This is a genomic window from Bradyrhizobium sp. SZCCT0148, assembly GCF_018129985.1.
In the GTDB taxonomy this organism is placed as follows: domain Bacteria; phylum Pseudomonadota; class Alphaproteobacteria; order Rhizobiales; family Xanthobacteraceae; genus Bradyrhizobium; species Bradyrhizobium japonicum_H.
On sequence record NZ_JAFCKT010000003.1, the window covers coordinates 342,501 to 365,968 of the forward strand.

At 64.4% G+C, this 23,468-nt stretch carries 23 protein-coding genes; 13 read left to right on the forward strand and 10 right to left on the reverse strand.

What is annotated here, in order from left to right:
- The first annotated feature begins 83 nt into the window (after positions 1-83).
- Entirely contained in the window at positions 84-692 is a 609-nt protein-coding gene (locus JQ580_RS13415) for a hypothetical protein (protein ID WP_212280507.1), read from the forward strand.
- 220 nt (positions 693-912) lie between these two features.
- On the opposite strand, the gene JQ580_RS13420 is transcribed toward JQ580_RS13415, so the two are convergent.
- The 6 genes from JQ580_RS13420 to JQ580_RS13445 all read right to left on the reverse strand — a co-directional run bounded on the left by JQ580_RS13420 (position 913) and on the right by JQ580_RS13445 (position 7,083).
- A complete protein-coding gene (locus tag JQ580_RS13420; RefSeq protein WP_212280508.1) occupies positions 913-2,001 on the reverse strand; it encodes a TRAP transporter substrate-binding protein in 1,089 nt (362 codons plus the stop codon).
- Between the two features lie 180 nt (positions 2,002-2,181).
- Positions 2,182-3,495, reverse strand: coding sequence for an NAD(P)H-dependent oxidoreductase (locus tag JQ580_RS13425; protein ID WP_212280509.1), 1,314 nt, complete (start codon positions 3,493-3,495; stop codon positions 2,182-2,184).
- A gap of 177 nt (positions 3,496-3,672) precedes the next feature.
- A complete protein-coding gene (locus JQ580_RS13430) occupies positions 3,673-4,473 on the reverse strand; it encodes a phytanoyl-CoA dioxygenase family protein (RefSeq protein WP_212280510.1) in 801 nt (266 codons plus the stop codon).
- A gap of 131 nt (positions 4,474-4,604) precedes the next feature.
- The gene (locus tag JQ580_RS13435; protein ID WP_212280511.1) at positions 4,605-5,282 is read right to left on the reverse strand and encodes a GntR family transcriptional regulator; all 678 of its coding nucleotides are present in this window, start codon (positions 5,280-5,282) and stop codon (positions 4,605-4,607) included.
- 167 nt (positions 5,283-5,449) lie between these two features.
- Complete coding sequence (locus tag JQ580_RS13440; RefSeq protein ID WP_212280512.1) at positions 5,450-6,262, reverse strand: alpha/beta fold hydrolase; 813 nt, start codon at positions 6,260-6,262, stop codon at positions 5,450-5,452.
- A gap of 2 nt (positions 6,263-6,264) precedes the next feature.
- Positions 6,265-7,083 (reverse strand): alpha/beta fold hydrolase, encoded by an 819-nt coding sequence (locus tag JQ580_RS13445; RefSeq protein ID WP_212280513.1) that lies wholly within the window; start codon positions 7,081-7,083, stop codon positions 6,265-6,267.
- 136 nt (positions 7,084-7,219) lie between these two features.
- Between JQ580_RS13445 and JQ580_RS13450 the strand changes: the two genes are divergently transcribed.
- Positions 7,220-7,762, forward strand: a complete 543-nt coding sequence (locus JQ580_RS13450; protein ID WP_212280514.1) for a methylated-DNA--[protein]-cysteine S-methyltransferase — start codon at positions 7,220-7,222, stop codon at positions 7,760-7,762.
- A gap of 134 nt (positions 7,763-7,896) precedes the next feature.
- On the opposite strand, the gene JQ580_RS13455 is transcribed toward JQ580_RS13450, so the two are convergent.
- Both JQ580_RS13455 and JQ580_RS13460 read right to left on the reverse strand, forming a co-directional pair.
- A complete protein-coding gene (locus tag JQ580_RS13455) occupies positions 7,897-9,441 on the reverse strand; it encodes an acyl-CoA synthetase (RefSeq protein ID WP_212280515.1) in 1,545 nt (514 codons plus the stop codon).
- A 157-nt stretch (positions 9,442-9,598) separates the two neighbouring features.
- On the reverse strand, positions 9,599-10,771 hold the full coding sequence (locus JQ580_RS13460; protein ID WP_097657343.1) for an acetyl-CoA C-acetyltransferase: 1,173 nt from the start codon (positions 10,769-10,771) through the stop codon (positions 9,599-9,601).
- Between the two features lie 234 nt (positions 10,772-11,005).
- Here JQ580_RS13460 and JQ580_RS13465 point away from each other — a divergent pair, with 234 nt between their 5' ends.
- The 8 genes from JQ580_RS13465 to JQ580_RS13500 all read left to right on the forward strand — a co-directional run bounded on the left by JQ580_RS13465 (position 11,006) and on the right by JQ580_RS13500 (position 20,145).
- Complete coding sequence (locus tag JQ580_RS13465; RefSeq protein WP_249134145.1) at positions 11,006-11,584, forward strand: TetR family transcriptional regulator; 579 nt, start codon at positions 11,006-11,008, stop codon at positions 11,582-11,584.
- Positions 11,585-11,639: 55 nt separating this feature from the next.
- Entirely contained in the window at positions 11,640-12,398 is a 759-nt protein-coding gene (locus tag JQ580_RS13470) for an SDR family NAD(P)-dependent oxidoreductase (protein WP_097657345.1), read from the forward strand.
- A 172-nt stretch (positions 12,399-12,570) separates the two neighbouring features.
- On the forward strand, positions 12,571-13,377 hold the full coding sequence (locus tag JQ580_RS13475; RefSeq protein ID WP_212280517.1) for an enoyl-CoA hydratase/isomerase family protein: 807 nt from the start codon (positions 12,571-12,573) through the stop codon (positions 13,375-13,377).
- 43 nt (positions 13,378-13,420) lie between these two features.
- On the forward strand, positions 13,421-15,292 hold the full coding sequence (locus tag JQ580_RS13480; RefSeq protein ID WP_212280518.1) for an AMP-binding protein: 1,872 nt from the start codon (positions 13,421-13,423) through the stop codon (positions 15,290-15,292).
- 132 nt (positions 15,293-15,424) lie between these two features.
- The gene (locus JQ580_RS13485) at positions 15,425-16,552 is read left to right on the forward strand and encodes an acyl-CoA dehydrogenase family protein (protein WP_212280519.1); all 1,128 of its coding nucleotides are present in this window, start codon (positions 15,425-15,427) and stop codon (positions 16,550-16,552) included.
- Between the two features lie 129 nt (positions 16,553-16,681).
- Positions 16,682-17,923, forward strand: a complete 1,242-nt coding sequence (locus tag JQ580_RS13490) for an acyl-CoA dehydrogenase (protein ID WP_212280520.1) — start codon at positions 16,682-16,684, stop codon at positions 17,921-17,923.
- Between the two features lie 141 nt (positions 17,924-18,064).
- Positions 18,065-19,309 (forward strand): acyl-CoA dehydrogenase, encoded by a 1,245-nt coding sequence (locus JQ580_RS13495; RefSeq protein ID WP_212280521.1) that lies wholly within the window; start codon positions 18,065-18,067, stop codon positions 19,307-19,309.
- A gap of 137 nt (positions 19,310-19,446) precedes the next feature.
- Entirely contained in the window at positions 19,447-20,145 is a 699-nt protein-coding gene (locus tag JQ580_RS13500; protein ID WP_212280522.1) for a nitroreductase, read from the forward strand.
- 70 nt (positions 20,146-20,215) lie between these two features.
- Here the strand turns inward: JQ580_RS13500 and JQ580_RS13505 are convergent, their stop codons facing one another.
- Together JQ580_RS13505 and JQ580_RS13510 are read right to left on the reverse strand one after the other, a co-directional pair.
- Positions 20,216-20,764 carry a sigma-70 family RNA polymerase sigma factor gene (locus JQ580_RS13505; protein ID WP_094895961.1) on the reverse strand — a complete coding sequence of 183 codons (549 nt, stop codon included), beginning with the start codon at positions 20,762-20,764 and terminating at the stop codon, positions 20,216-20,218.
- A complete protein-coding gene (locus JQ580_RS13510) occupies positions 20,764-20,997 on the reverse strand; it encodes a NepR family anti-sigma factor (RefSeq protein ID WP_212280523.1) in 234 nt (77 codons plus the stop codon). Before JQ580_RS13510 ends, JQ580_RS13505 begins: the two co-directional genes overlap by 1 nt.
- A 221-nt stretch (positions 20,998-21,218) precedes the next feature.
- On the opposite strand from JQ580_RS13510, the gene JQ580_RS13515 reads away from it, so the two are divergent.
- From JQ580_RS13515 to JQ580_RS13525, 3 genes are all read left to right on the forward strand, one after another.
- The gene (locus tag JQ580_RS13515) at positions 21,219-22,025 is read left to right on the forward strand and encodes a response regulator (protein ID WP_212280524.1); all 807 of its coding nucleotides are present in this window, start codon (positions 21,219-21,221) and stop codon (positions 22,023-22,025) included.
- A 144-nt stretch (positions 22,026-22,169) separates the two neighbouring features.
- A complete protein-coding gene (locus JQ580_RS13520) occupies positions 22,170-22,778 on the forward strand; it encodes a nuclear transport factor 2 family protein (protein ID WP_212280525.1) in 609 nt (202 codons plus the stop codon).
- A 248-nt stretch (positions 22,779-23,026) separates the two neighbouring features.
- A complete protein-coding gene (locus tag JQ580_RS13525; RefSeq protein WP_212280526.1) occupies positions 23,027-23,425 on the forward strand; it encodes a hypothetical protein in 399 nt (132 codons plus the stop codon).
- Positions 23,426-23,468: the final 43 nt, after the last annotated feature.

The window sequence follows — 23,468 nt, forward strand, 5'->3', positions numbered from 1 at the left end:
AGTTCACAGGCCGTTCACGTCTCGGCCGATATTCGGAATCCCGGGCTGCGAAACCCCCATTCCAATATCCGAGGAGACCTTCCATGCCAGCATTGCTTCGTCCCGCCCTCGCCGCGTTCGGCGTCGCGTGCGTTTTGTCCGCAGCATCGCTCGCCTCGTCCAATTCCGCATTCGCGCAAGCCAAACAGCAGGCCGCGCCGGCACAGCAGACCGCACCGGCCCCGCAAGCCGCGCCCGCCCAGGCTCCGGCGCTCAAGCAGATCGCGCTGACCGACAAGCAGCTCGACGGCGTGCTCGCCGCGCAAAAGGACATGGACGTGATCACGGAGAAACTCCCGGAGAACACTGCGCCCGACCAGAAGGTGATCGCTCAGCTCGACGGCGTCGCCAAGAAGCACGGCTTTGCCAGCTACGACGACTACAACAACGTCGTCGACAACATCAGCCTGGTGATCGGCGGCTTCGACCCCGCGACCAAGAAGTATGTCGGCCCCGAAGCCGTGATCAAGGCGCAGATCGCGCAGCTCCAGGCCGACACCAAAATGCCGGCCAAGGACAAGAAGGAAGCGCTTGAGGAGCTCAACGAGGCACTCAAGACGCCGGCTCCGGCGGTCGAGAACAAAGGCAATATCGATCTGGTCGCCAAGTACTACGACAAACTGATCGCCGCGCTCGGCGATGAGGAGAACTGAGGTCGCACCTCCCGACACTCTGCAATGCCTTGGCCTTGCTGCGCAGACTCGGGACCTTGCCGCCATCGACCGTCGCTGACCCGTGCCGCGGCTCTGCAGCGCATCGTCGAAAGGACGCCGCGCCGCGTGCGGGCACGCGAGCGCGGGCCTTCCGCCAAATCAAAGGGCCCCGGAGACGTCTCCGGGGCCTTTTCGTTTCGCGCCTTGAAGTGCGACGCAGTTACGTCCGCGTCCGCATCCGCATCATGAAGCTGTCGAAGCTGAGTTCTGCCACCTGCATCCAGGCCAGCGAATCGGCCCGGAACGCGGTGAGGCTCGAATACATCTTGCCGAAATGCGGATTGGTCTTGGCGAGATCGGCATAGACCTCGTTGGCCGCGCCGTAACAGGCTTCGAGCACCTCCTGGGGGAACGGCTTGAGGATCGCCCCGGCCGCAAGCAGGCGCTTGAGTGCAGGTGGGTTCACCGAATCGTACTTGCCGGTCACCCAGGTGAAGGTATCGAGCGAGGCCGCGGAAACCGCCGCCTGATAATGCTTCGGCAGTGAATTCCACTTCTCGAGATTTATGATGTTATGGCCTTGGCCCGTGCCTTCCCACCAGCCCGGATAGTAATAGTACTTCGCGACCTTGACGAAACCGAGCTTCTCGTCGTCGTAGGGGCCGACCCATTCGGCTGCGTCGATCGTGCCCTTCTCCAAGGCAGGATAGATGTCGCCCGCCGCGATCTGCTGCGGCACGCCACCCAGTTTGGCGATGATGGTCCCGGCAAATCCGCCGACGCGGAATTTCAGGCCCTTGAGATCATCGACGGTCTTGATCTCCTTGCGGAACCAACCGCCCATCTGCGCCCCGGTCGAACCTGTCGGGACGCCGAACGCGTTGTGCTCCTTTAGCAGGTCGTTGAGCAGATCCTGGCCGCCGTTCCACAACAGCCAGGATATGTGCTGGCGCGTGTTGAGGCCGAACGGCAGCGAGGTGCCGAACGTGAATGCCGGGTTCTTGCCCCAATAGTAATAGAGCGCGGTGTTGCCCATCTCGACGGTGCCGTTCGAAACGGCGTCGAGCACCTGCAGGCCTGGCACGATTTCGCCAGCGGCAAAGGGCTGGATCTGAAAGCGATTGTCGGTGATCTCGGCGACGCGTTTGCAGAAATATTCGCAGCCGCCGTAGAGCGTATCCAGCGCTTTTGGCCAGCTCGCCGTCAACCGCCATTTCACCTCCGGCATCGATTGTGCGATGGCCGGTGCAGCAACGGCACTTGCGGCCAAGCCCAATCCGCCGGCCGTCAGGAATTTACGACGTTCCATGCATTTCCCTCCCTGTGATGCCGAGTCCTCGACGAGGGATCGCGATCTTGTCGTCGCTTTGTCTTCGCCGGCGGCCGACGTTATAGGCGCCCGAAATTCTGTATTCCGGATCGGGGGGCAGGATGGCCAAACGAGGATCGCAAAGCAAGCGCACTTTGGTTGTGCTCGCGGTATCGCCGCTCAATGCTGCGCTGCGAACGCACTCTCCATGGCTTTGCGCGTCTTCACCGTCTCGTTGCCGGCGTCGAACTCGACGTCACTCCAGCGCACCACCGTGCCGTGTGCGACGTCATGTTTCAGCTTCACGCGGTGTGCGAGGCCGATCGGCAATGCGCCGGCCTTCAGGCTCGCTGCCGCTGGTACCAGCTTGCCCCACACCGTGTAGCCGCCTTCGCCGTCCAGCATCTCGCCTGCGCGCAGATTGCGCTTGGCGACCGCCGCCACGTCGCCGCGGAAGCCGCTGGCCTGGCCGGTCGGCTCGCCGCGCAGCGCGGCAGACAGCACCGAGATGTTCAGCTCGAGCCCGATCAGATGGTAGGGCTTGTACATGGCCGCGAAACGTCCGCTGGCGTCGGTCTTCAGGCCGTATTGCCTGAAGCAGTCGGCGGCATAGTCGTTCGGCGCCTCCAGCACGACATAGACGCCCCAGCGCAGGTCGCGAAACACCGGCCGTCCGTCGCGCTCGAGCGAGGACACGACTTCGACCAGGCCCGACCGCTCCAGCACGCCACCGCGCGAGCGCGGCCGCATGATGTGCGGCAGATCATCGACGCCGCAGGGCGGAAACAGCAAGCCGTCCGCGGGCACGTCGAGGGCGCAGGCGTTGGCGATCGCGGCCATCTCGATCGCCGATTTGGTGCCGTCGAGAAAGGAGTTGAACATCTGCGGATTCATGCCCGCCGATTGCGCCTCGCCCGCGGTGAGGCCGTAATGCTGCCAGACGCCATCCGGTGTGACGTCGTGATAGGCCGGCAGGTATTTCGTGCCCTTGCCGGCGGCGACGACGCGGAAGCCGGTGGCGCGGGCCCAGTCGACCATCTCGGCGGTCAGCGCCGGCTGGTCGCCATAGGCGAGTGAATAGACCACGCCCGCCTTGCGCGCTTCCTCCGCCAGCAGCGGACCTGCCAACACGTCGGCCTCGACATTCACCATCACGATATGCTTGCCCGCGGCGATCGCGGCGCGCGCATGCTTGATCCCGACGGCGGGATTGCCGGTCGCTTCCACCACCACGTCCATCGCGCCGCCGGCAATGGCGCGCGCGCCATCATCGGTGAAGACGGTGGCGGCGATCCGCTCGGCGCTCCAGCCGACCGTGCGGCAGGCCTCGCGTGCGCGGTCGCGGTCGATGTCGACGATGACGGGCACCTCCAGCCCCGGCGTGTGCGGCACCTGCGCCAGAAACATCGAGCCGAACTTGCCGGCGCCGATCAGCGCGACACGGACAGGCTTGCCGGCGGACGCGCGGGCCTGGAGAAGGCGGTAGAGGTTCATGGGGGATGTCCGAGTGCAAATGGCTGTTGGGTGACGCGAACTATCAACGTTCGGCATTCCGGGGCGACGCGCAGCGCGAGCCGGAATCCATTGAACCGCAGAGACTGTGGATGAATGGATTCTCAGGTGCGCAATTGCGCACCATAGCTCGCGCTACGCGCGACCCGGAACGACAGCCTACTCCGCCGCCTGTCGTGGCGCACGTGCGAGACGCAACAGCGCGTCGTCGTCCACCGTCTTGATCGGGGTGAAGTCGCGATGCGCGATGTAGTCCGGCCGCGTGGGATTGCGGATGTGGTTCGAAACCGCGTTCAGGGTCAGGTACACGATCTTGCGCGGGTAGGGCGTGATGTTGCCGGCCGAGCCGTGCACGAGATTGCCATGAAACATCAGCATGCCGCCGGGCTTTCCGGTCGGCGCCACGATGCCGCCTTGCGCGACGAGCCGCGTCACGGTGGCCTCGTCCAGCGTCCACAGCGGATAGGAGGTGGTGGCGAGGTCGTGCGAGGCTGCGAGATCGCCGGCGTTTTGGCTGCGCGGCACCAGCATCAGGGGGCCGTTGATCGGCATCACCTCGTCGAGGAAGATGGCGATGTTCATGGCGCGCGGCTCAGGCATGCCGTCGTCGCGCTTCCAGGTGCCGTAATCCTGGTGCCACTGCCAGACGTCCCCGGTGAATGCCGATTTCGCGTTGATCTTGAACTGGTGCATGTAGACCGGCTCGCCGAACAGCTGCTCGACGGGGTCGATCATGCGCGGATGGGCCCCGAGGAGACCGAACGCCTCGTTGTAGAGATGCGCGGCAAATGCCGTGCGCGGCGCGCCGCTCTTCTCGCGCCAGACCTCGGGCCGGTTGGCGTCGTAAATGCCGACCGCCTCGCGCGCGAGGAAATCGACCTCCTCCTGGCTGAACAGCTCGGGCAAAAACAGCCAGCCCTCGCGGTGGAAGAACTCCAATTGCTCCTGAGACAGTCTCATGGGTCGTCCTCCTTGATTTTGTTTGTTCTATCTCTCGTCATGGCCGGGCTTGACCCGGGCATCCACGTCTTCGCTCCACGCTCGAAGAACGTGGATGCCCGGGACAAGCCTGGGCATGACGGAAGCGGCCGTTACGCCGCTGCCTCGTCCGTCGCCCTCAATCTCTCCTCTGTCATCCGTCCCGCCGTCTGTGCATGCGCCAGCGCTGCGGCTTCGGCGGCGTTCACCTCGCCCGCGAAAATGTGTCCGGCAATCGTCGCATGCTCCGCCCAGGCGCTGCCGCGATAGTCGAGCTCCGACAGCACCGTCGCCATCGAGCGCCGCATGTGCGGCCATTGCGGCGCTATGGTTTCCTCAATCACGGGATTGCCGGCGAGCTGATAGATCGCGCGGTGAAAATCGACGTCGCGCACGATCAGCTCTGCGAGGGTCGTGTTGCGGTCGATGCCGCGTCCGGCGGCGAGTGCCGCCTCCAGCCGCGCGCGGCCGGCCGCGTCATATCGTGCGCGTTCAGCCGCGAGCCGGGCTGCCAGCGCGTCGATCGCGCCCCGGACCTCGTAGAGTTGGCGGATGCGCGCGGGATCGAGTTGGGTGACCTCGAAGCCACGCTTGCCGCTCTCGGCGACCAGACCCTGGCGGTGGAGCAGGTGCAGCGCATGCGAGACAGGCTGGCGCGAGACGCCGAGCTTGTCGGCCAGCTCGTTCTGCCGGATGCGCTGGCCGGGCTGAAGCGTGCTGTCAGAGATCGCCTCCAGGATACGGGCATAGACCTGATCGATCAGGTTCGGGAGCGGGTCGAGGGGGATCACGCCAAGTGCTCCTGCGAGGGAATACGGAATTCCGTATTCGAAGGTATTGCAGGATGGGAAAGGCGTCAAGACTGCGCGACCTTATACCTGATAAGTCACTGATTTCATTGGCCTGGTCTACTGTGCATGGGGTTGTTTTCGCGAAAAATGGGTTCGGGCGGGAGGGTCTACTCCGCCAGAAACACGTCCACTTGCTCGCCGAACTCCAGCGGGGCCTGCTCGAACATCCAGTGGCCGGCGTTCGGAATCACTGCCGTCTTGCTGCCGGTGATGTGCTTGGCCAGCACGCGCCACATCACCGACAGGCTGCCGGTGGTCGCGCCGCCGCCGATCAGCAACGTCGGGGTCTTGATCGCCTGCGCGTCGCTTAGCGTGTAGGGCCGGCGCTGCTCGTTGATCTGGCCGAGGAGTGTCAGCGCGTTGTCGCGCAGTTGCTGCTTGGCCGCCGCGGGCACGCGCCGCCACGCGCCGTCGCCCTCGATGCCCTCGTAGAAATTCTGCAGCGCGGCCTCGACATCGCCGGCGCGGATCATCTCGACCGATCGCGCGGTGCGCGCCGCCAGCGGCGGATGCGCGGGCGTGCCTTCCGGCACCGGCAGGGATGGGTCGAGATCGCCGCCCGGCTCGGCCAGCACCAACTTCCGCACCAGATCCGGCCGGGCCTGCGCCACGCGAAATGCGATGTGGCCGCCGCGCGAGTGGCCCATCAAATCGACGGGGCCGGGCTTGACCTGCTCGATGAAGGCGATCGTGTCAGCGACGTGCTGCGCCATCTTGTAATCGTCGCCGACGGCGTCCCAATGCTCGGGAAAGAAATGCCGCAGGCTGACCGAGATCACGCGATGGTTCTTCGACAATGGCCCGAGCACCGCATACCAGGTGCGGAAGTCGCCGAGCGTACCGTGCACGCAGACCAGCGGATGACCCTGTCCGACTTCGAGATAGGCCATGTCGTAACCGTTGACGCGAAAGCTCTGCATGATCAGCTCGCCAGAAAATCCAGGACGACTTCGGAGTATTTCTGCGGCGCCTGCTCGAACATCGGATGCGTCGCGTTCGGAATTGTCGCCGTCTTTGAGTAGGGCACATGCGCCGCAAGCGCATGCAGCACCTTCGGCAGCAGGCCCTTGGTCCGCGCGCCCAGGATGAACAGCGTCGGCATCCTGATCGCCTCCGCATCCGCCTTCGAGAACGGCGGACGATTGTCGCGGACCTGGCCGATCAGCGTAGCGGCGTTGTCGCGCAGGTTCTGCTTCACCAGCGCCGGCAGCCGCGGCCAGGTGCCGGCGCCTTCCAGCGTGTCGACGAAGACGGCGAGGCCGCCGTCGACATCGCCGGCCGCGATCTTCTCGGCCGAGGCCGTGAAGCGCGCCAGCAATGGCGAGGGGCCGCCGGCATAGTCGGGATCGAGGCTCGCATCGAGTTCACCGCCCGGTTCAGCCAGCACCAGCCGCCGCAGCAGATCCGGCCGCCGCTGCGCCACGCGGAAGCAGATGTGGCCGCCGCGGGAATGACCCATCAGGTCGACCGGGCCGAGGTCGAGCGTCTCGATGAAGGCGATGACGTCGTCGACGTGCTGGGCGATCGAATAGGTGTCGCCGACACCATCCCATTTCTCCGGAAAGAAGTGCCGCAGGCTGACGGCGATTACCCGATGCCGCTGGGACAGCGGGCCGAGCACGCAGCCCCAGACCCTGAAGTCGTTGAGCGAGCCGTGCACGCAGACCAGCGGCGGCCGGCCGCTGTCCTCGCCCACGTCGAGATAGGGCATGTCGTAACCGTTGACGTGGAGGCTTTGCATTCGGGACTCGCGAGGCGGGCGGACTCCTGTGCACGATCCCCGGAAACCGGGTGGATCGCAACTATTTCCAAGCCTAGATTTGGCCCGGGATCACATTGGGGGCATGCGACGGCAACGCAACCTCAGGAACCAGGTCATGACCGACCAGCATTTCGCCCTGTTCGATACCAGGATCGGCCTCTGCGCCATCGCCTGGGGCCCGCGCGGTATCAACGGCACGCAATTGCCGATGGGCGGGGAGCAGAAGATCCGTACCCGCATCAGCCAGCGCCACGGTGATGCCGTCGAGGCCGAGCCGACCGCCGCGGTGCGGAAAGCGATCGACCGCATCGTCAAGCTGCTCGCGGGCGAGCCGGACGACCTCACCGATATCGAGCTCGATCTCGACGGCGTGCCTGACTTCAACCGTGGCGTTTACGCGATTGCCCGCGCGATTTCGCCCGGCAAGACCGTCACCTATGGCGACATCGCCAGGCAGCTCGGCGGCGTCCAGCTGTCGCGCGACGTCGGCCAGGCGCTCGGCCACAACCCGTGCCCGATCGTGGTGCCCTGCCATCGCGTGCTCGCGGCCGGCAACAAGCCCGGCGGCTTCTCGGCCAATGGCGGCGTGGTGACGAAGCTGAAAATGCTGGAGATCGAAGGCGCGCTGGTGAACCACACGCCGAGCTTGTTTGATTGAGGCGAAGCTCTCGTGCCCCGGACGCGGTGCGGCACGTCGTGACGCATTGCAGATCCGGGGCCACTGCCGAGAGATGGGACCCGGCTCCGCGGTGCAACGCTGCGCGCTGCACCGCGTCCGGGACACGAGACCTTCTAAATCTTCGCCACCGTCTTGGGCCAATATCTGTCCCGCAGATGCCGCTTCACCAGCTTGCCTGTGGGCGTGCGCGGCAGCTCGGGCTCGAAATCGATCGAGCGCGGGCACTTGATCGCCGACAGCCGCGTCTTGCAAAAGGCGATCAAATCGGCCTCAAGCGCCCTGCCGGCGCGAGCCATGTCATGCGGCTGCACCACCGCCTTCACCTCTTCGCCCATCTCCTCGTTCGGCACGCCGAACACGGCGACATCGGCAACGTCGGGGTGGGTGATCAGCACGTCCTCGGTCTCTTGCGGATAGATGTTCACGCCGCCGGAGATGATCATGTAGGACTTGCGGTCGGTGAGATAGAGGAAGCCGTCCTTGTCGAGGTAGCCGACGTCGCCGAGCGTCGACCAGCCCTTGGCGTTGTAGGCCTTCTTCGTCTTCTCGGGATCGTTATGATAGGTGAACGCGGGGGCGCCGGCGAAATAAACCGTGCCGATCTCGCCGGTGGGTTGTTCCTCGTCGTTCTCGTCGAGAATCTTGATCTTGCCGACCACGGCGCGGCCGACGCTGCCGCGATGCTCCAGCCATTGCTGCGAGTTGCAGACGGTGACGCCATTGCCTTCCGAGCCGGCATAATACTCGATCAGGATCGGGCCCCACCACTCGATCATCTTCGCCTTGACGTCGACCGGGCAGGGGGCTGCGGCGTGGATCGCGCCCTTGAGCGTGGAGACATTGTACTTCGAGCGGACCTCATCGGGCAGCTTCAGCATGCGCACGAACATGGTTGGCACCAGCTGCGACTGCGTCACCTTGTGCTTCTCGACCAGCTTCAGGAATTCCTCAGCGTCGAAGTGCTCCATGATGATGGAGGTGCCGCCGAGCACGATTGCCATCATGTTGAAGCGCAGAGGGGCCGCGTGATAGAGCGGTGCCGGCGAGAGATAGATGCTGTCGGCGTTCATGCCGCACATGTCGGCGCAGAGCACGCGCAGGAAGGCGTTCGGCGCGTCGATCCTGTTGCCCTCGAAGGCCTTCTTGATGCCCTTCGGGCGTCCGGTGGTGCCCGACGAATACAGCATGTCGTAGCCGGCGACCTCGTCGGCGATCGGCGTGGTCGGCTGCGCGGCGGCTTCCTTGTCGTAGGAGCGGAAGCCGGGCAGCGGGTCGTCCATCATGTAGAACAGCGGCTCGCCGGCGGCGCCCTTGACGAGATCCTTGATCTGATCGGCGCATTTCGGCGTGGTGATCACGATTTTGGCGCCGCAATCGGCGATGATGTAGTCGATCTCGTCCTGCTTCAGATAGCGGCTGATCGCGGTGTAATAGAGCCCGCTCCGCTGCGCGGCCCAGCACAGCTCCATGAAGGCGAGGCGATTCTCCATCAGCAGGGCGATGTGGTCGCCGGCTTTGAGGCCGAGCGAGCGGAACAGCTGCGCGCCTTGGTTCGAAAGCTCGTCGAGCTCGCGATAGGTGATCGCCTTGCCGGTGCCGGCCATCCGGTAGGCGATCTTGTCGGGCGTGGTCTGGGCGTGGATGGCGGGGTGGGTCATGGCGATGTTTCAATGTAGCGGCAAATGGATGTGACGTTCCCCGGACGCGGCGCAGCCCGCAGCGTTGCGCCGCATATCCGGGGTCCATTGTGAGGCATGGGTCCCGGCTCTGCGCCGCAGCGTTTCACGCTGCAGCGCGTCCGGGACACGAGACGGCTTACAGCCGCTCCACGATCGTGACGTTGGCCATGCCGCCGCCTTCGCACATGGTCTGAAGACCATAGCGCTTGCCGCGCTGGTGCAGGGCGTGCACCAGCGTGGTCATCAGCTTGGTGCCGGATCCGCCGAGCGGATGGCCGAGCGCGATGGCACCGCCATTGACGTTGAGGCGCGCCGGGTCGGCGCCGGTGGTCTTCAGCCAGCCGGTCGGCACCGAGGCGAAGGCCTCGTTGACCTCGAACAGGTCGATGTCATCGACCTTCATGCCGGCCTTCTCCAGTGCCTTCTTGGTGGCGTGCAGGGGCGCATCGAGCATGATGACGGGGTCGCCGCCGGTCATGGTCATGTGATGGATGCGCGCCAGCGGCTTGACGCCGAGCTGCTTGAGGCCGCGCTCGTTGACGACCATCACTCCGGAGGCGCCGTCGCAGATCTGGCTGGCGCTGGCGGCGGTGAGCTTGCCGTTCTCCGCGATCAGCTTGACGCCCTTGATTCCGTCGAGCGTGACGTCGAAGCGGATGCCCTCGTCGATGTGGTGGGTGTCCTTGCTGCCGTCGGCGCGGGTGATCTCCAGCGGCACGATCTCTTTCTTGAAGTGGCCGGCCTGCGTCGCCGCGATCGCGCGCTGATGGCTGTTGTAGGAATATTCGTCGAGGTCATCCTTCGACAGGCCGTACTTCTCGGCCATCATCTCGGCGCCGGTGAACTGGCTGAACACGATATTGGGATATCGCGCCTCGATGCCCGGGCTCTTGTAATTGCCGAAGCCGTTCTTGGCCGGCAGCTGCGAGGACAGGCCCATCGGCACGCGCGTCATCGATTCCACGCCGGCGGCGATCACGACGTCCATGGTGCCGGACATCACGGCTTGCGCTGCAAAATGCAGCGCCTGCTGCGAGGAGCCGCACTGGCGGTCGATCGAGGTGCCCGGCACGCTCTCCGGCAGCTTCGAGGCCATGATGGCGTTGCGCGCGACATTGTTGGACTGCTCACCGACCTGCATGACGCAGCCCATGATCACGTCCTCGACCAGGGCGGGATCGACCTTGGTGCGGTCGACCAGCTCGTCGAGCACCTTGGCGGCGAGATCGGCCGGATGCCAGCCGGCGAGGCGGCCCCCCTTGCGCCCGCCGGCGGTACGCGCAGCGGCGACGATATAAGCCTCGGCCATGTCGGTCTCTCCCTGAATTCTTGATTGGGTTGGTTGTCGGGGACGGATTTAAGGGACGGGCGATCGTTTAGTCAATCGATCAATTAACTCTTGTGATGAGGCGCTGCTTCGGCTTATCTGCGGCCCGTTCATGCGGCGAGAACAGGGATCTCCGTGGCCACCAGCGTACCGACCAGGCTCCCCAGCGGGAAGAATTCCACGGCAGAGAAATTGCTCGTGGCCGCGAGCGAGTTGATGATCGAACGCTCCTCGATCGAGATCTCGCTCAGCGACATCGCGCAGAAGTCGGGCGCCAACGCTGCGCTGGTCAAATATCATTTCGGCAACAAGGACGGCCTGCTGCTGGCGCTGCTCGCGCGGGACGCGGCGACCGAGATGTCCAATCTCGAATATCTGCTGGCGCAGCCGATCACGGCGACGGCGAAGCTCAGGCTGCATATCGCCGGCATCATCCGGGCCTATCACCGGTTCCCGTACATGAACCGGCTGATCCACTATCTGCTGCATGAAACCAGCGCCGGCTCCGCCGACGAAGTCTCGAAATTCTTCGTTGCGCCGCTGCTCGACTTTCATCGTCGCCTGCTCGCCGATGGCGTCAGCCGCGGCGAATTTCGGGCCACCGATCCGGTGCTGTTCTACACCTCCCTGATCGGGGCCTGCGATCACCTGTTCTTTGGCCGGCACGCGATGTCTCGCGCGACCGGCGTCGGCCCGGTCACCGACGATGTCTGCCGGCAATACATCAAGCACATGGAAACGCTGATCTGCGGCGGCATCCTCACGCAAGCCGGGGAGCCCGCGGCGGCCGGATAATCCGGCCATCACTATCGAAGTCCAGAGAAGAAACGCCCAAGGAAAGGTACAAGCGATGGAATTGAAAGACGTAGCCGTTCTCATCACCGGCGGCGGTTCGGGCCTCGGCGAAGCGACTGCCCGCGCCATGGCGGCCAAGGGCGCCAAGATCGGCGTGATCGACCAGAACAAGGACAATGCCGAGAAGGTTGCCGCCGAAGTGAAGGGCGTCGCGCTGCATGCCGACGTCACCAGCGAGGAGCAGATCAAGGCGGCGATCGCCAAGGCGGAAGCTGCGCATGGCGTTGCCCGCGTGCTGATGAACTGCGCCGGCATCGGCGGCTCGCAGCGCATCGTCGGCCGCGACGGCGTCTATCCCCTGGAAAAGTTCGCGCGCATCATCAATGTCAATCTGATCGGCACGTTCAACTGCCTGCGGCTGTTCGCCGAGCGCCTCGTCACGATCGAGCCGGTCGGTGAAGAACGCGGCGTCATCATCAACACGGCGTCGGTCGCGGCCTACGAAGGCCAGATCGGCCAGATCGCCTATTCGGCGTCGAAGGGCGGCGTCGTCGGCCTGACCCTGCCGGCCGCGCGCGACCTCGCCAGCCAGAAGATCCGCGTCAACACCATTGCGCCCGGCCTGTTCTTCACGCCGCTGCTGATGGGACTAAACGAGGAAGCTCGGAAGAGCCTGGGCGCGCAGGTGCCGCATCCCTCGCGTCTCGGCGATGCCAAGGAATACGGCGCGCTCGCTGTGCACATCGTCGAGAATGCGATGCTGAATGGCGAGACCATCCGCCTCGACGGCGCCATCCGCATGGCTCCGCGATAGGCTCTTCCTTCTCCCCCTGTGGGAGAAGGTGGCGCGTCGCGCCGCATGAGGGGTACGTATCCGCGGAGACAGACCCCTCACCCAAGAGAGTATGTTGCAAGCGTGTGCATGCCCTCTCCCACAAGGGGAGAGGGCGCATCAACAGCCATCTCACGCGCGGATGAAGAGGCCCATGTCCCAACCTCTGCTGATCGAACATGACGACGGCGTCGACCGTGTGACGCTCAATCGTCCCGACAGCCTCAACGCGCTCGACGCCGCGCTGATCGACGCTCTTAACGACTATTTCCAGGGCCTGCAGCGCAACCGCGACACGCGCGTCGTGGTGCTGAAGGGCGCGGGCAAGAATTTTTGTGCCGGTCTCGACCTCAAGGCGGCGATGGCTCGCCGGGCCGGGCAACAGGAGCCGCCCGGTGTCACGGAGTCACTCGATTCGCAGCGGCGCATCGCCGACATCGTGATGCTGATGCGTCGTTGTCCGCAGCCGATCATCTCTCTCGTGCAGGGCGCAGCCGCCGGCGGCGGTTTTGCGCTGGCGCTGGCGTCCGACATCCGCATCGCGACGAAATCGGCGCGGATGAATTGCGCCTTCATCAAGCTCGGGCTTGGCGGCTGTGACATCGGCACCAGCTATTTCCTGCCGCGGTTGGTCGGTGTGTCTGTCGCATCGGAACTGATCCTCACCGGGCGCTTCATCGGTGCCGAACGCGCGCTGGCGGTCGGGCTGGTCTCGGAAGTCGTCGAGGAGGACAAGCTCGATGCGGCGGCCGAACCTTATGTCGACGCGATGATGACGGCTTCGCCGGTGGGCCTGCGTCTGTCAAAGGAATGTCTCAACATCAGTGTCGACGCGGGATCGCTTGAAGCCGTGATCGCCCTGGAGGATCGCAACCAGGTCCTGTGCAGCCGCTCCGAGGAATTTTCGGAAGGCATCAGGGCCTTCCTTGAGAAGCGAAAGCCTGTCTATATCAAGCGCTGAACGAGAACGATCCGCAAAGGACGATAATTCCGGGAGACGCAAAATGAGTGGAAGCGCGGCGGCCGTGATGACGAAGCCCGCCTTTCGCAAAGTGGAGTGGCTGGCGCGCGACATCGACGTCGAGCGCCGCAGCGACGGCACGGTGGTGCTGAAGTCGCGCATCCCGCTGCAAGCTTACGAGACGCACATTCCGGCCTCGCTGGCGAAATGGGCGAAGGAAGCGCCGGAGCGTATCTGGCTGGCGCAGCGCGGCGGTCCCAATCGCGAGTGGCGCAAGGTGTCCTATGGCGAGGCCAAGCGCACCGTGGATGCGCTGACGCAAGGCCTGCTCAATCTCGCGCTCGATGGTCGTCCCGTTGCGATCCTCTCAGGCAACTCCATCGAGCATGCGCTGATGACGCAGGCCGCGATGCAGGCCCGCTCACCCGCGGCGCCGGTCTCGCCGGCCTATTCCTTGATGAGCCACGATCACGTCAAGCTGAAGTACCTGTTCGACCTGATCAAGCCGGCCGTGGTGATGGTGCAGGACGGCCCGACCTTCGAGAAGGCGCTGAAGGCGATCGACCTCGCCGGCGTCACCGTGATTCATGTTGCGCGGCCCTGCGAGGGGATCAGCAGCGTCAGCTTTGCCGATCTCGCCGCAACGCCTGTCACCGCTGATGTCGAAGCCTCCATCGCAAGGATCACACCCGACACCGTCGGCAAGCTGCTGTTCACGTCAGGCTCGACCGGCATGCCCAAGGCCGTCATCAACACGCAGGCGATGATGTGCGCCAATGCGGCGATGATGATGCAGGTTCGTCCGCGCGATCCCAGCGGCCCGACCACGACCATGCTGGACTGGATGCCGTGGAACCATACGATGGGCGGCAATGCGGCCTTCCATCCGGTGCTGGTCGACGGCGGCACGCTCTATATCGATGATGGCCGGCCGATGCCGGGCCAGTTCGAGGAGACGTTGCGGAATCTGCGCGAGATCTCGCCGACCTATTACGCCAACGTGCCGGCCGGCTATGCGGCGCTCGCGGCCGCCATGGAGAAGGACGACGCGCTCTGTCGTTCCTTCTTCAAGAATCTCTCGATCATGGCCTATGGCGGCGCGCGTCTGCCTGACGATCTCTACGACCGCATGCAGGCCCTGGCCGTGAAGACCACCGGCGAGCGCATCGTGTTCTATACCGGCTGGGGTTCGACCGAGACCGCGCCGACCTCGACCGGTACCTATTGGGACACCGAACGCGTCGGCCTGATCGGCCTGCCGTTCCCCGGCGTCGAGTTGAAGATGGTGCCGTGCGGTTCGAAATACGAATTGCGGCTGCGCGGCGTCAACGTCACGCCCGGCTATTTCGGCCAGCCTGAGCTGACGAAGAAGATGTTCGACGACGAGGGTTATTATTGCATCGGCGATGCCGGCATCTTCGTCGACGATGCCGATCCGGTGAAGGGCATCATCTTCGCAGGCCGCGTGGTCGAGGACTTCAAGCTCACCACCGGCACTTTCGTCCATGTCGGCTCGCTCCGCACCGATGCGATCGCAGCCGCGACGCCTGTCGTGCATGATGCGCTGGTCGCCGGGCAGGATCGCCCGTTCATCGGCCTTCTGGCCTGGCCGAACCTTCACGCCTGCCGCCAGCTCGTCGGCAATCCAGATCTGAGCTTCGAGGATGCGGTCAAGCATCCCGAGGTGATCGCCTGCTTCAGGCGCGGGCTGGAAGCGCACAATCGAGACTGCGAGGGCGCCAGCAGCCGCATTATCGCGCGCGCGATGCTGATGGCCGAGCCTCCCTCGATCGACGGTAACGAACTCACCGACAAGGGCTACATCAACCAGCGCGCGGGCCTCGAGCGCCGCGCGGCGCTGGTCGAACGGCTCTATGCCGACAATCCGGATCAGGATGTGATCGTGCTGAAATGAGTACACAACTCGCTCAACCCCGTCATTCCGGGATGGCCCGAAGGGCCAGGCCCGGAATCCATACCCCCGGCCACGCGCGCCCCGGAATGACGGTGCCAACGAATGACAACGAATAAACGAAGGTAGTCCGCCATGAACTTCGACTTCTCTGACGACCAGAAGCAGCTCCGCGATCAGGCGCGCAAATTCCTCGCTGAAAAGTGCTCCCCGAAGGCCGTGCGCGTGGTGCTCGACGGCAAGGCGCCCTACGACAAGGAACTGTGGAAGGGCCTCGCCGAGATGGGCTTCTTAGGGGTCGCGATCCCCGAAGAGTTCGGTGGCGCCGGCGCCGGCCATCTCGAACTCTGCGTCATCGCAGAGGAGATGGGCCGGGCCAATGCGCCGGTGCCGTTCTCCTCGACCGTGTACCTTGCCGCCGAGGCGCTGCTGATCTCGGGCAGCGACGCGCAGAAGAAGAAGTGGCTGCCGGCGATTGCCTCGGGCGAGGCGATCGGCACGCTGGCGCTGTTCGAGGGCAAGGGCAATCCGGCGCCGAAGCACGTCAAGCTCACGGCTGCGAACGGCGTCTTGAATGGCGTCAAGAAGCCGGTCCCCGATGGTGCGATCGCGGATTTCGCGGTGGTCGCCGCGCGGACGGGATCGAGCGGGCGCGACGGCGACATCTCGCTGTTCCTGGTCGATCTCAAGGGCGCCGGCGTTGCAGTGAAGAGTCTCTCCAATCTTGATCCGACCCGCGGACAGGCCGAGATCACCTTCAGCGATTGCAAGGCCGAGCCGCTCGGCGCTGCCGGCGAAGGCTGGAGCATCCTCACCCAGGTGCTCGATCGCGCCGCCGTGCTTTGCTCGTTCGAGCAGGTCGGCGGCTCCGACCGTGCGCTGGAAATGGGCCGCGACTATGCGCTGGACCGTATCGCCTTCGGCCGCCAGATCGGCTCGTTCCAGGCGGTCAAGCACATGCTGGCCGACATGTATGTTTCGGCAACGCTGGCGCGCTCCAACAGCTATTACGGCGCCTGGGCGCTCTCGACCAATGCAGCCGAATTGCCGGAAGCCGCGGCGGCCGCGCGCATCAGCGCGACGCAGGCGTTCCAGCACTGCGCCAAGAACAACATCCAGGTTCACGGCGGTATGGGCTTCACGTGGGAGTTCGACTGCCACATGTACTACCGCCGCGCCAACGCGATGGCGCTCGGGCTCGGCAGTCTCTCTTATTGGGAAGACCAGTTGATCAACCGCATGCGGAAGAAGAACGCGGCGTAATGATGATCGTGTCCCGGACGCGGCGCAAGGCGTCGCAGAGCCGGGACCGAGGGTCGCAATGGACCCCGGATCTGCAACGTATGATTTCGTGCTGCGCAGCGTCCGGGGAACGAACCGAGAGATAAGAGCATGAACTTCGACGACACGCCGCACGAAGCCGAGTTTCGCGCCACCGCCCGCGCCTGGATCGGCGCCAACGCGCCCAAGCAATATGAGGACGAGCTGCGCAAATCCTCGCTCGGGCGCACCGCGCTAAAGAACGCCAATATCCTGGAAGTGGCGAAAGCCTGGCAAAAGAAGAAGGCCGACGCCGGCTGGGCCTGCCTGCACTGGCCCAAGGAATATGGCGGTCGCGGATCGTCACCGATCGAGCGCGTGATCTGGTCGCAGGAAGAGGGGCCGTTCGCCCAGTTGTCGCGCATGTTCATCATCGGCCACGGCATGTGCGGGCCGACCATGATGGCGTTCGCGCGCGAGGAGCATAAGCGCACCTACCTGCCGCCGCTCGCCTCCGGCGAAAAGGTCTGGTGCCAGCTGTTTTCCGAGCCGGCCGGCGGCTCCGACGTCGCGGGGCTTCGCACCCGCGCGGAGAAGGACGGCGACGACTGGGTCGTCAACGGCCAGAAGATCTGGACTTCGGGCGCGCATTATTCCGACTACGGCATCTTGCTGACCCGCACCGATCCGACCGTGCCCAAGCACAAGGGCCTCACCATGTTCTTCCTGGATATGAAGAGCCCCGGCGTCGAGGTGCGGCCGATCAAGCAGGCGAGCGGGGCCTCCGACTTCAACGAGGTCTATTTCACCAATGTCAGGATTCCCGATCACCAGCGCCTCGGCGAGGTCGGTGATGGCTGGAATGTCTCGCTGACCACGCTGATGAACGAACGCAGCGCGATCGGGGCGGCCGTCTCGACCGGCTTCCCCGAGCTGTTCGAATACTGCTCAAGCCTGATGCTCGACGACGGCCCGGCGATCGAGGATCGCGCTGTGCGCTCGAAGCTGGCGAACTGGGCGGTGAAGGCGAGCGGGCTGCAATACACCAGCATGCGCGCAATCTCGGCGCTGTCGAAGGGCGAGCGGCCGGGCCCGGAAAATTCCATCGGCAAGCTGGTGGCGGGCTCGATGATCCAGGACGTCGCGACCTACGCGCTGGATTTGCAGGGCGCGAGCGGTGTCGTCAGCGGCGAGGACGGCGAGCTTGCCGGCCGTTTCCAGGCGATGCTGCTGCGTGCGCCTGGCACGCGCGTCGAAGGCGGCACCGACGAGATCATGCGCAACATCATCGCCGAGCGGGTGCTGGGCCTGCCGGGTGACATCCGTGTCGACAAGGACGTGCCGTTCAACAAGATCCCCACCAAGGGAAGATGAGTCCGTGTCCCGGACGCGATGCGGCATCTCATGCCGCTTCGCAGAGCCGGGACCCAGAAAGCTACGATGGGCCCCGGCTCTGCATCGCACCGCTTCGCGCTGCGCCGCGTCCGGGGTGGCACGAGAGAGGAGAGTTCGAAGATGAATTTCGACGACACCCCGCAGGAAGCCGCATTCCGTCAGACCGCGCGACAATGGATCGATGCGAATGCGCCGAGGCAATTGCATGCCGAGCTGTCGAAATCCTCGCTTGGCCGCATCCGGCTTGCGAGCCACGACATCGTCGAGGTCGGCAAGGCCTGGCAGAAGAAGAAGTTCGAAGGCAATTGGGCCTGCCTGCACTGGCCGAAGGAGTATGGCGGCCGTGGTGCGACGCCGATCGAGAAGGTGATCTGGCAGCAGGAAGAGGGCGTCTACGGCAAGCTGACGCAGCCGTTCCAGATCGGCGAGGGCATGTGCGGTCCGACCGTGATGGCGTTCGGCAGCGAGGATGCCAAGCGCCGCTATTTGCCGAAGCTCGCTTCGGGCGAGGAGATCTGGTGCCAGCTGTTCTCCGAGCCGTCCGCCGGCTCCGACGTCGCAGGCCTACGCACGCGCGCGGAGAAGAAGGACGACAACTGGGTTGTCAACGGCCAGAAGATCTGGACCTCGGGCGCGCATTATTCCGATTACGGCCTGCTCATCGCGCGCACCGATCCGAACGTGCCCAAGCACAAGGGCCTCACCATGTTCTTCCTGGACATGAAAAGCCCCGGCGTCGAGGTCCGACCGATCAGGCAGGCCAATGGCATGCAGGAGTTCAACGAGGTCTATTTCACCGACGTCGTGATTCCCGACAGCCAGCGGCTCGGGGCCGTCGGCGAGGGCTGGAGCGTGTCGTTGACCACGCTGATGAACGAGCGCATGTCGATCGGCTCGCGCCTTGCGACCGGCGTGCCCGAGATGTTCGAGTTCTGCTCCAATCTGATGCTGGAGGACGGTCTCGCCATCGACGATCCTGCGGTGCGTTCGAAACTCGCGAGCTGGGCGGCGAAGTCGAACGGGCTGAAATTCACCAGCTATCGCACCATCTCGGCGCTGTCGAAAGGCGAGCGGCCGGGCCCGGAGAATTCGATCGGCAAGCTGGTGTCGGGCATGATGCTGCAGGACATCGCGACCTACGCCATGGACCTGCAGGGCGCGGCCGGTGTTCTCACCGGCAACGACGAGGAGACGGTGCAGGGCCAGTTCCAGCAGATGCTGCTGTCGTCGCCCTCGATGCGCATCGCCGGCGGCACCGACGAGATCCTGCGCAACATCATCGCCGAGCGTGTGCTGGGCCTGCCAGGCGACATCCGAGTGGACAAGGACGTGCCGTACAACAAGATCCCGACCAAGGGGCGGTGATATCACCTCCCGCTGTATCTCGTAGGGTGGGCAAAGCGAAGCGTGCCCACTTTATGCAGATGCGCTGGAGTAAGTCTGTCCGTGGGCACGGCGCAATGCGCCTTTGCCCACCCTACGAGAAGAGCGCGAGCTGAACCATGGACGCTACCGTCAATCAGAACGACCGCATCGGCGTGCTCGAAGAGCTGCTCAACGAGCGTTACTCCGTCCGCGCCTTCCTGCCCAAAGAGGTCGACCGCGCGACCATTGAGCATGTGCTGACGACCGCACAGCGCACGGCGTCCTGGTGCAACAGCCAGCCCTGGCAGGTGATCATCGCCAGCGGCGAGGCCAAGGAGCGCTTTCGCCAGGCGATCTACAAGGAAGCCTCGGGCGGTCTCGGTGACGATTACGACTTCACCCCGCCGCGCGAATATGTCGGCGTCTATCTCGATCGCCGCCGCGAAAGCGGCTTTCAGCTCTACAACACGCTCGGCATCGCCCGCGGCGACAAGATGGCGTACGCCAAACAGGCTCTGGAGAACTACAATTTCTTCGGCGCGCCGCATGTCGCCGTCATTCACACCAACGAGCCGCTCGGGATCTATGGTGCGATCGACTGCGGCGCCTATGTCTCCAACTTCATGCTGGCTGCGCAGGCGCTCGGCCTCGGCACGATTCCGCAGGCGGCGCTCGCGCGGCATTCCGGCCTGATCCGTCGGCACTTCAATCTGCCTGACGATCGCCGCATCGTGTGCGGCATCTCGTTCGGCTACGCGGACAATGCGCACAAGATCAACAGCTACCGCACCTCGCGTGCGAGCGTGGCTGAAACGGTAACCTTCGTCGACAAGTGATCGAGACGCATAAAGGCGGCCGCGATAACGGCCGCCTTTACATCGGAGTCGGATCGATTGAGGCCGGCCGCTAGCCGCCGCTGCCACCGATCACGGCGCGAATGGTCTCGTCGGGCCCGAAGTCCTCGGCGCCGTCGACATAGAGCAGGGCGGCGAGCTTCGAGCGCGCGCGGTTGACGCGGCTCTTGATCGTTCCGACCGCACAGCCGCAGATCGAGGCCGCATCTTCGTAGGAGAAGCCGGAGGCCCCGACCAGGATCAGCGCTTCACGCTGGTCCTGCGGAAGTTTCTCGAGCGCCGTGCGGAACTCCTCGAATTCGAGATGCGCGTTCTGCGATGGCTGTGTCTTCAGCGTCTTGGCGTAGTTGCCTTCGGCATCCTCGACCTCGCGCCGCCGCTTGCGATAATCGGAGCGGAACAGGTTGCGCAGGATCGTGAAAAGCCACGCCGGCAGATTGGAGCCGGGCTGGAACGAGTCGATGTTGGCGAGGGCGCGCAGAAGCGTCTCCTGGACCAAGTCATCGGCGCGGTCCGCATTACCGCTGAGCGAAATGGCGAACGCGCGCAGGCTCGGTACGCTCGCGAGGATGTCGTTACGCAGGGAATCCGTGAGAGGCATTAATCCCTCCCATTGGTGTTGTCGTTGGATCCGCCCTCTTCGCCCAGTTGGGGGGTGGCCCCTGGCGCATCAAGCTTCTTGATCAGTTCGGCGAACCGGTCCGGAACCCCCTGTCGTACGACATCGTCGTACATAGCGCGCAACTGATGCCCTATCCGGGATTGTATCTCCGGAGTGAGGCCTCCCTTGCCGGGGGTCGTGCTTCTGCTGGCTTGAGACTTGAGATCTTTCATGACCTGTTCCACGTTTCCCCGAGTTAAGTGACTGTAAAATCGAGAAGTTTTCTCAACCGGGAGCCGTTCCCTGGATAGGCTCAATTCCAGGTTCGATAAATAGTTCCCGCTGAAGCGGAACTTTTCTTGGCCTGAGGCGTAAACAGCCCAGCAGGGGAACCCGGGCCCCCCTCCGATGCCTGGACGTCAAGGTAGGTCCGAATATGAATAATGGAGTGGGGATGTCCCGTTCACAGCTTGTTGCTGAACACTTGCCGTTGTTGCGCCGGTACGCACGCGCCCTGACGGGCAGCCAGACCTCCGGTGACGCTTATGTCGCAGCCATGTTGGAAGCCATGTTGGGGGATCCGGCGGTGCTCGACGAGAGCCACGGCCCGCGCGCCGGCCTCTTCCGGCTGTTCACCCAGATCTGGAATTCGGTCTCCGTCAACGACGATACCGAGGTAGCGACCTTGCCGATGCCGCCGGAGCGGCGGCTGTCGAACATCACGCCGCTGCCGCGGCAGGCATTCCTGCTGCTCTCGCTGGAAGGATTTTCGGAAGAGGAGGTCGGCTATATCCTCGGCACTGACGTCGCCGAGACCCGGCGGCTTGCGGATGCGGCCGGACGCGAGATGGCTGCCGAGATTGCCACCGACGTGCTGATCATCGAGGACGAGACCTTCATCGCCATGGACCTCGAGAGCTTGGTGAAGAATCTCGGCCACAATGTCGTCGGCGTCGCCCGCACCCATGCCGATGCGGTGGCGTTGGCCAAGAACAAGCGGCCCGGCCTGATCCTGGCCGACATCCAGCTCGCCGACGGCTCGTCGGGCCTGGATGCCGTCAACGAGCTGCTGCGCACCTTCGAGGTGCCCGTGGTGTTCATCACGGCGTATCCCGAGCGCTTCCTCACCGGCGAACGCCCCGAGCCGGCGTTCCTGATCTCGAAGCCGTTCCAGCCCGCGATGGTTTCGGCGGTGGCGAGCCAGGCGTTGTTCTTCCAGCGCAATTCCCGCAACCGCGCGCCGAAGGCACCGGCGGCCTGATAGCGCCAGCCTGTTTGGCGAAACGATCCAATCCGGCGTGCTGCAAGGCGCGCCGGATTTTTCGTGACCGCCCGCCGTGCTTGACGCCTGCCGGATTCGCCGCTCATACCTCCTGCAGATCCTCGCCGGAGAAGGGATGTGCCCATGGACCAGCAGTTGCTCGACCGCCTCGCCATCCGCGATCTCGTCGAGAACTGGGCGGTCTGGCGCGATGCCGGTGATTGGGAGCGGTTTGCGACGGTCTGGCACGACGAGGGCTGGATGTCCGCCACCTGGTTTCAGGGGCCCGCGCGGGATTTCATGCGCGTTAGCCAGGAGGGGTTTGCCAAGGGTGTTCGTATCCTGCATTTCCTCGGCGGCACGAGCATCGATCTCGCAGGCGCGCGGGCCATCGCCCAGACCAAGATGACGATTTCGCAGCGCGCCCCAGTGCACGACGTGGTTTGCGATGTCGTCTGTACCGGCCGCTTCTACGATTTCCTGGAAAAGCGGCAGGACCAATCAGGTATTGGGCGGTGGGGCATCGTCCGCCGCCAGCCGATCTACGAGAAGGACCGGATCGACCCGGTCGATCCCGCAGCACAGCTCCGCCTCGACCCGAAAGCGCTCGCCGCGCTGCCTGAAGGCTATCGCCATCTCGCCTACATGCAGGAGCTGATCGGCTACAAGGTCAAGCGCGACATGCCGGGCCTGATCGGTCCTGAGGTCGAGAAACTCTACGGCGAAGGGCGGGAGTGGCTGGCGGGGAAGTGAACCCCAGACAAAAGTAAGGCGCGACTGGCATCACCACAGTCGCGCCCTACGTCGCCGGCTTATGGGGCAGGGGGGAATAGCCGGCTGTTGAGACGACTCGCGGGCGCCGGAGTCGTTCCAGGCGGATGTGAAATTTTTCCAGCCAGCGCGATTTTTCGCACACGGTTAAGTGATCTTAACGGCTGAGAACTTGTGGTCCGCTGCATGCGTTGTTCCCGCGATCGCCATGGGGCGAGGGACCGGCATCCATGTCACAGATTTACAAAGCATTTTTCGGTGCCGCCGCGATTACATTCGCGCTCGGAGCTGCGCAGTTGGCCTCCGGCCATGATTTGGCCGATCGTTGGCAGAAGGTGACCGACAAGGCCGATCAGCCCGGCCACAACATCAACCGCTCCGGCAAGTCCGACCGGCTCGCCGACATCAAGCAGGGAGTTCCCACCCGCACGGTTTCCATGCGGCTGAACGACCTTCCCGCAACGTCGGTGCTTCTCCGGGTTCCCGCAGTCATCGAGACCGGCAGCGCCAAGCAGCCGCTCACGCTGCAGAAGCAGGGCCGAAACAGGCCGACGATCGCTTGCGAGCCGATGGTCAGCTCCCTCACCGAGGTCGCCAAATTGCTCCAGCCCGGCCGTTGCGTGACCTGATCCGCATCGTCCCGATTGGCAATCCGCCCGTCCGCGGACAGGG

Coding starts and splice junctions, on each gene's coding strand:
- JQ580_RS13415 (WP_212280507.1), top strand. CDS start 84: ATGCCAGCATTGCTTCGTCCCGCCCTCGCCGCGTTCGGCGTCGCGTGC.
- JQ580_RS13420 (WP_212280508.1), bottom strand. CDS start 2,001: ATGGAACGTCGTAAATTCCTGACGGCCGGCGGATTGGGCTTGGCCGCA.
- JQ580_RS13425 (WP_212280509.1), bottom strand. CDS start 3,495: ATGAACCTCTACCGCCTTCTCCAGGCCCGCGCGTCCGCCGGCAAGCCT.
- JQ580_RS13430 (WP_212280510.1), bottom strand. CDS start 4,473: ATGAGACTGTCTCAGGAGCAATTGGAGTTCTTCCACCGCGAGGGCTGG.
- JQ580_RS13440 (WP_212280512.1), bottom strand. CDS start 6,262: ATGCAGAGCTTTCGCGTCAACGGTTACGACATGGCCTATCTCGAAGTC.
- JQ580_RS13445 (WP_212280513.1), bottom strand. CDS start 7,083: ATGCAAAGCCTCCACGTCAACGGTTACGACATGCCCTATCTCGACGTG.
- JQ580_RS13450 (WP_212280514.1), top strand. CDS start 7,220: ATGACCGACCAGCATTTCGCCCTGTTCGATACCAGGATCGGCCTCTGC.
- JQ580_RS13455 (WP_212280515.1), bottom strand. CDS start 9,441: ATGACCCACCCCGCCATCCACGCCCAGACCACGCCCGACAAGATCGCC.
- JQ580_RS13460 (WP_097657343.1), bottom strand. CDS start 10,771: ATGGCCGAGGCTTATATCGTCGCCGCTGCGCGTACCGCCGGCGGGCGC.
- JQ580_RS13465 (WP_249134145.1), top strand. CDS start 11,006: ATGATCGAACGCTCCTCGATCGAGATCTCGCTCAGCGACATCGCGCAG.
- JQ580_RS13470 (WP_097657345.1), top strand. CDS start 11,640: ATGGAATTGAAAGACGTAGCCGTTCTCATCACCGGCGGCGGTTCGGGC.
- JQ580_RS13475 (WP_212280517.1), top strand. CDS start 12,571: ATGTCCCAACCTCTGCTGATCGAACATGACGACGGCGTCGACCGTGTG.
- JQ580_RS13480 (WP_212280518.1), top strand. CDS start 13,421: ATGAGTGGAAGCGCGGCGGCCGTGATGACGAAGCCCGCCTTTCGCAAA.
- JQ580_RS13485 (WP_212280519.1), top strand. CDS start 15,425: ATGAACTTCGACTTCTCTGACGACCAGAAGCAGCTCCGCGATCAGGCG.
- JQ580_RS13490 (WP_212280520.1), top strand. CDS start 16,682: ATGAACTTCGACGACACGCCGCACGAAGCCGAGTTTCGCGCCACCGCC.
- JQ580_RS13495 (WP_212280521.1), top strand. CDS start 18,065: ATGAATTTCGACGACACCCCGCAGGAAGCCGCATTCCGTCAGACCGCG.
- JQ580_RS13500 (WP_212280522.1), top strand. CDS start 19,447: ATGGACGCTACCGTCAATCAGAACGACCGCATCGGCGTGCTCGAAGAG.
- JQ580_RS13505 (WP_094895961.1), bottom strand. CDS start 20,764: ATGCCTCTCACGGATTCCCTGCGTAACGACATCCTCGCGAGCGTACCG.
- JQ580_RS13510 (WP_212280523.1), bottom strand. CDS start 20,997: ATGAAAGATCTCAAGTCTCAAGCCAGCAGAAGCACGACCCCCGGCAAG.
- JQ580_RS13515 (WP_212280524.1), top strand. CDS start 21,219: ATGTCCCGTTCACAGCTTGTTGCTGAACACTTGCCGTTGTTGCGCCGG.
- JQ580_RS13520 (WP_212280525.1), top strand. CDS start 22,170: ATGGACCAGCAGTTGCTCGACCGCCTCGCCATCCGCGATCTCGTCGAG.
- JQ580_RS13525 (WP_212280526.1), top strand. CDS start 23,027: ATGTCACAGATTTACAAAGCATTTTTCGGTGCCGCCGCGATTACATTC.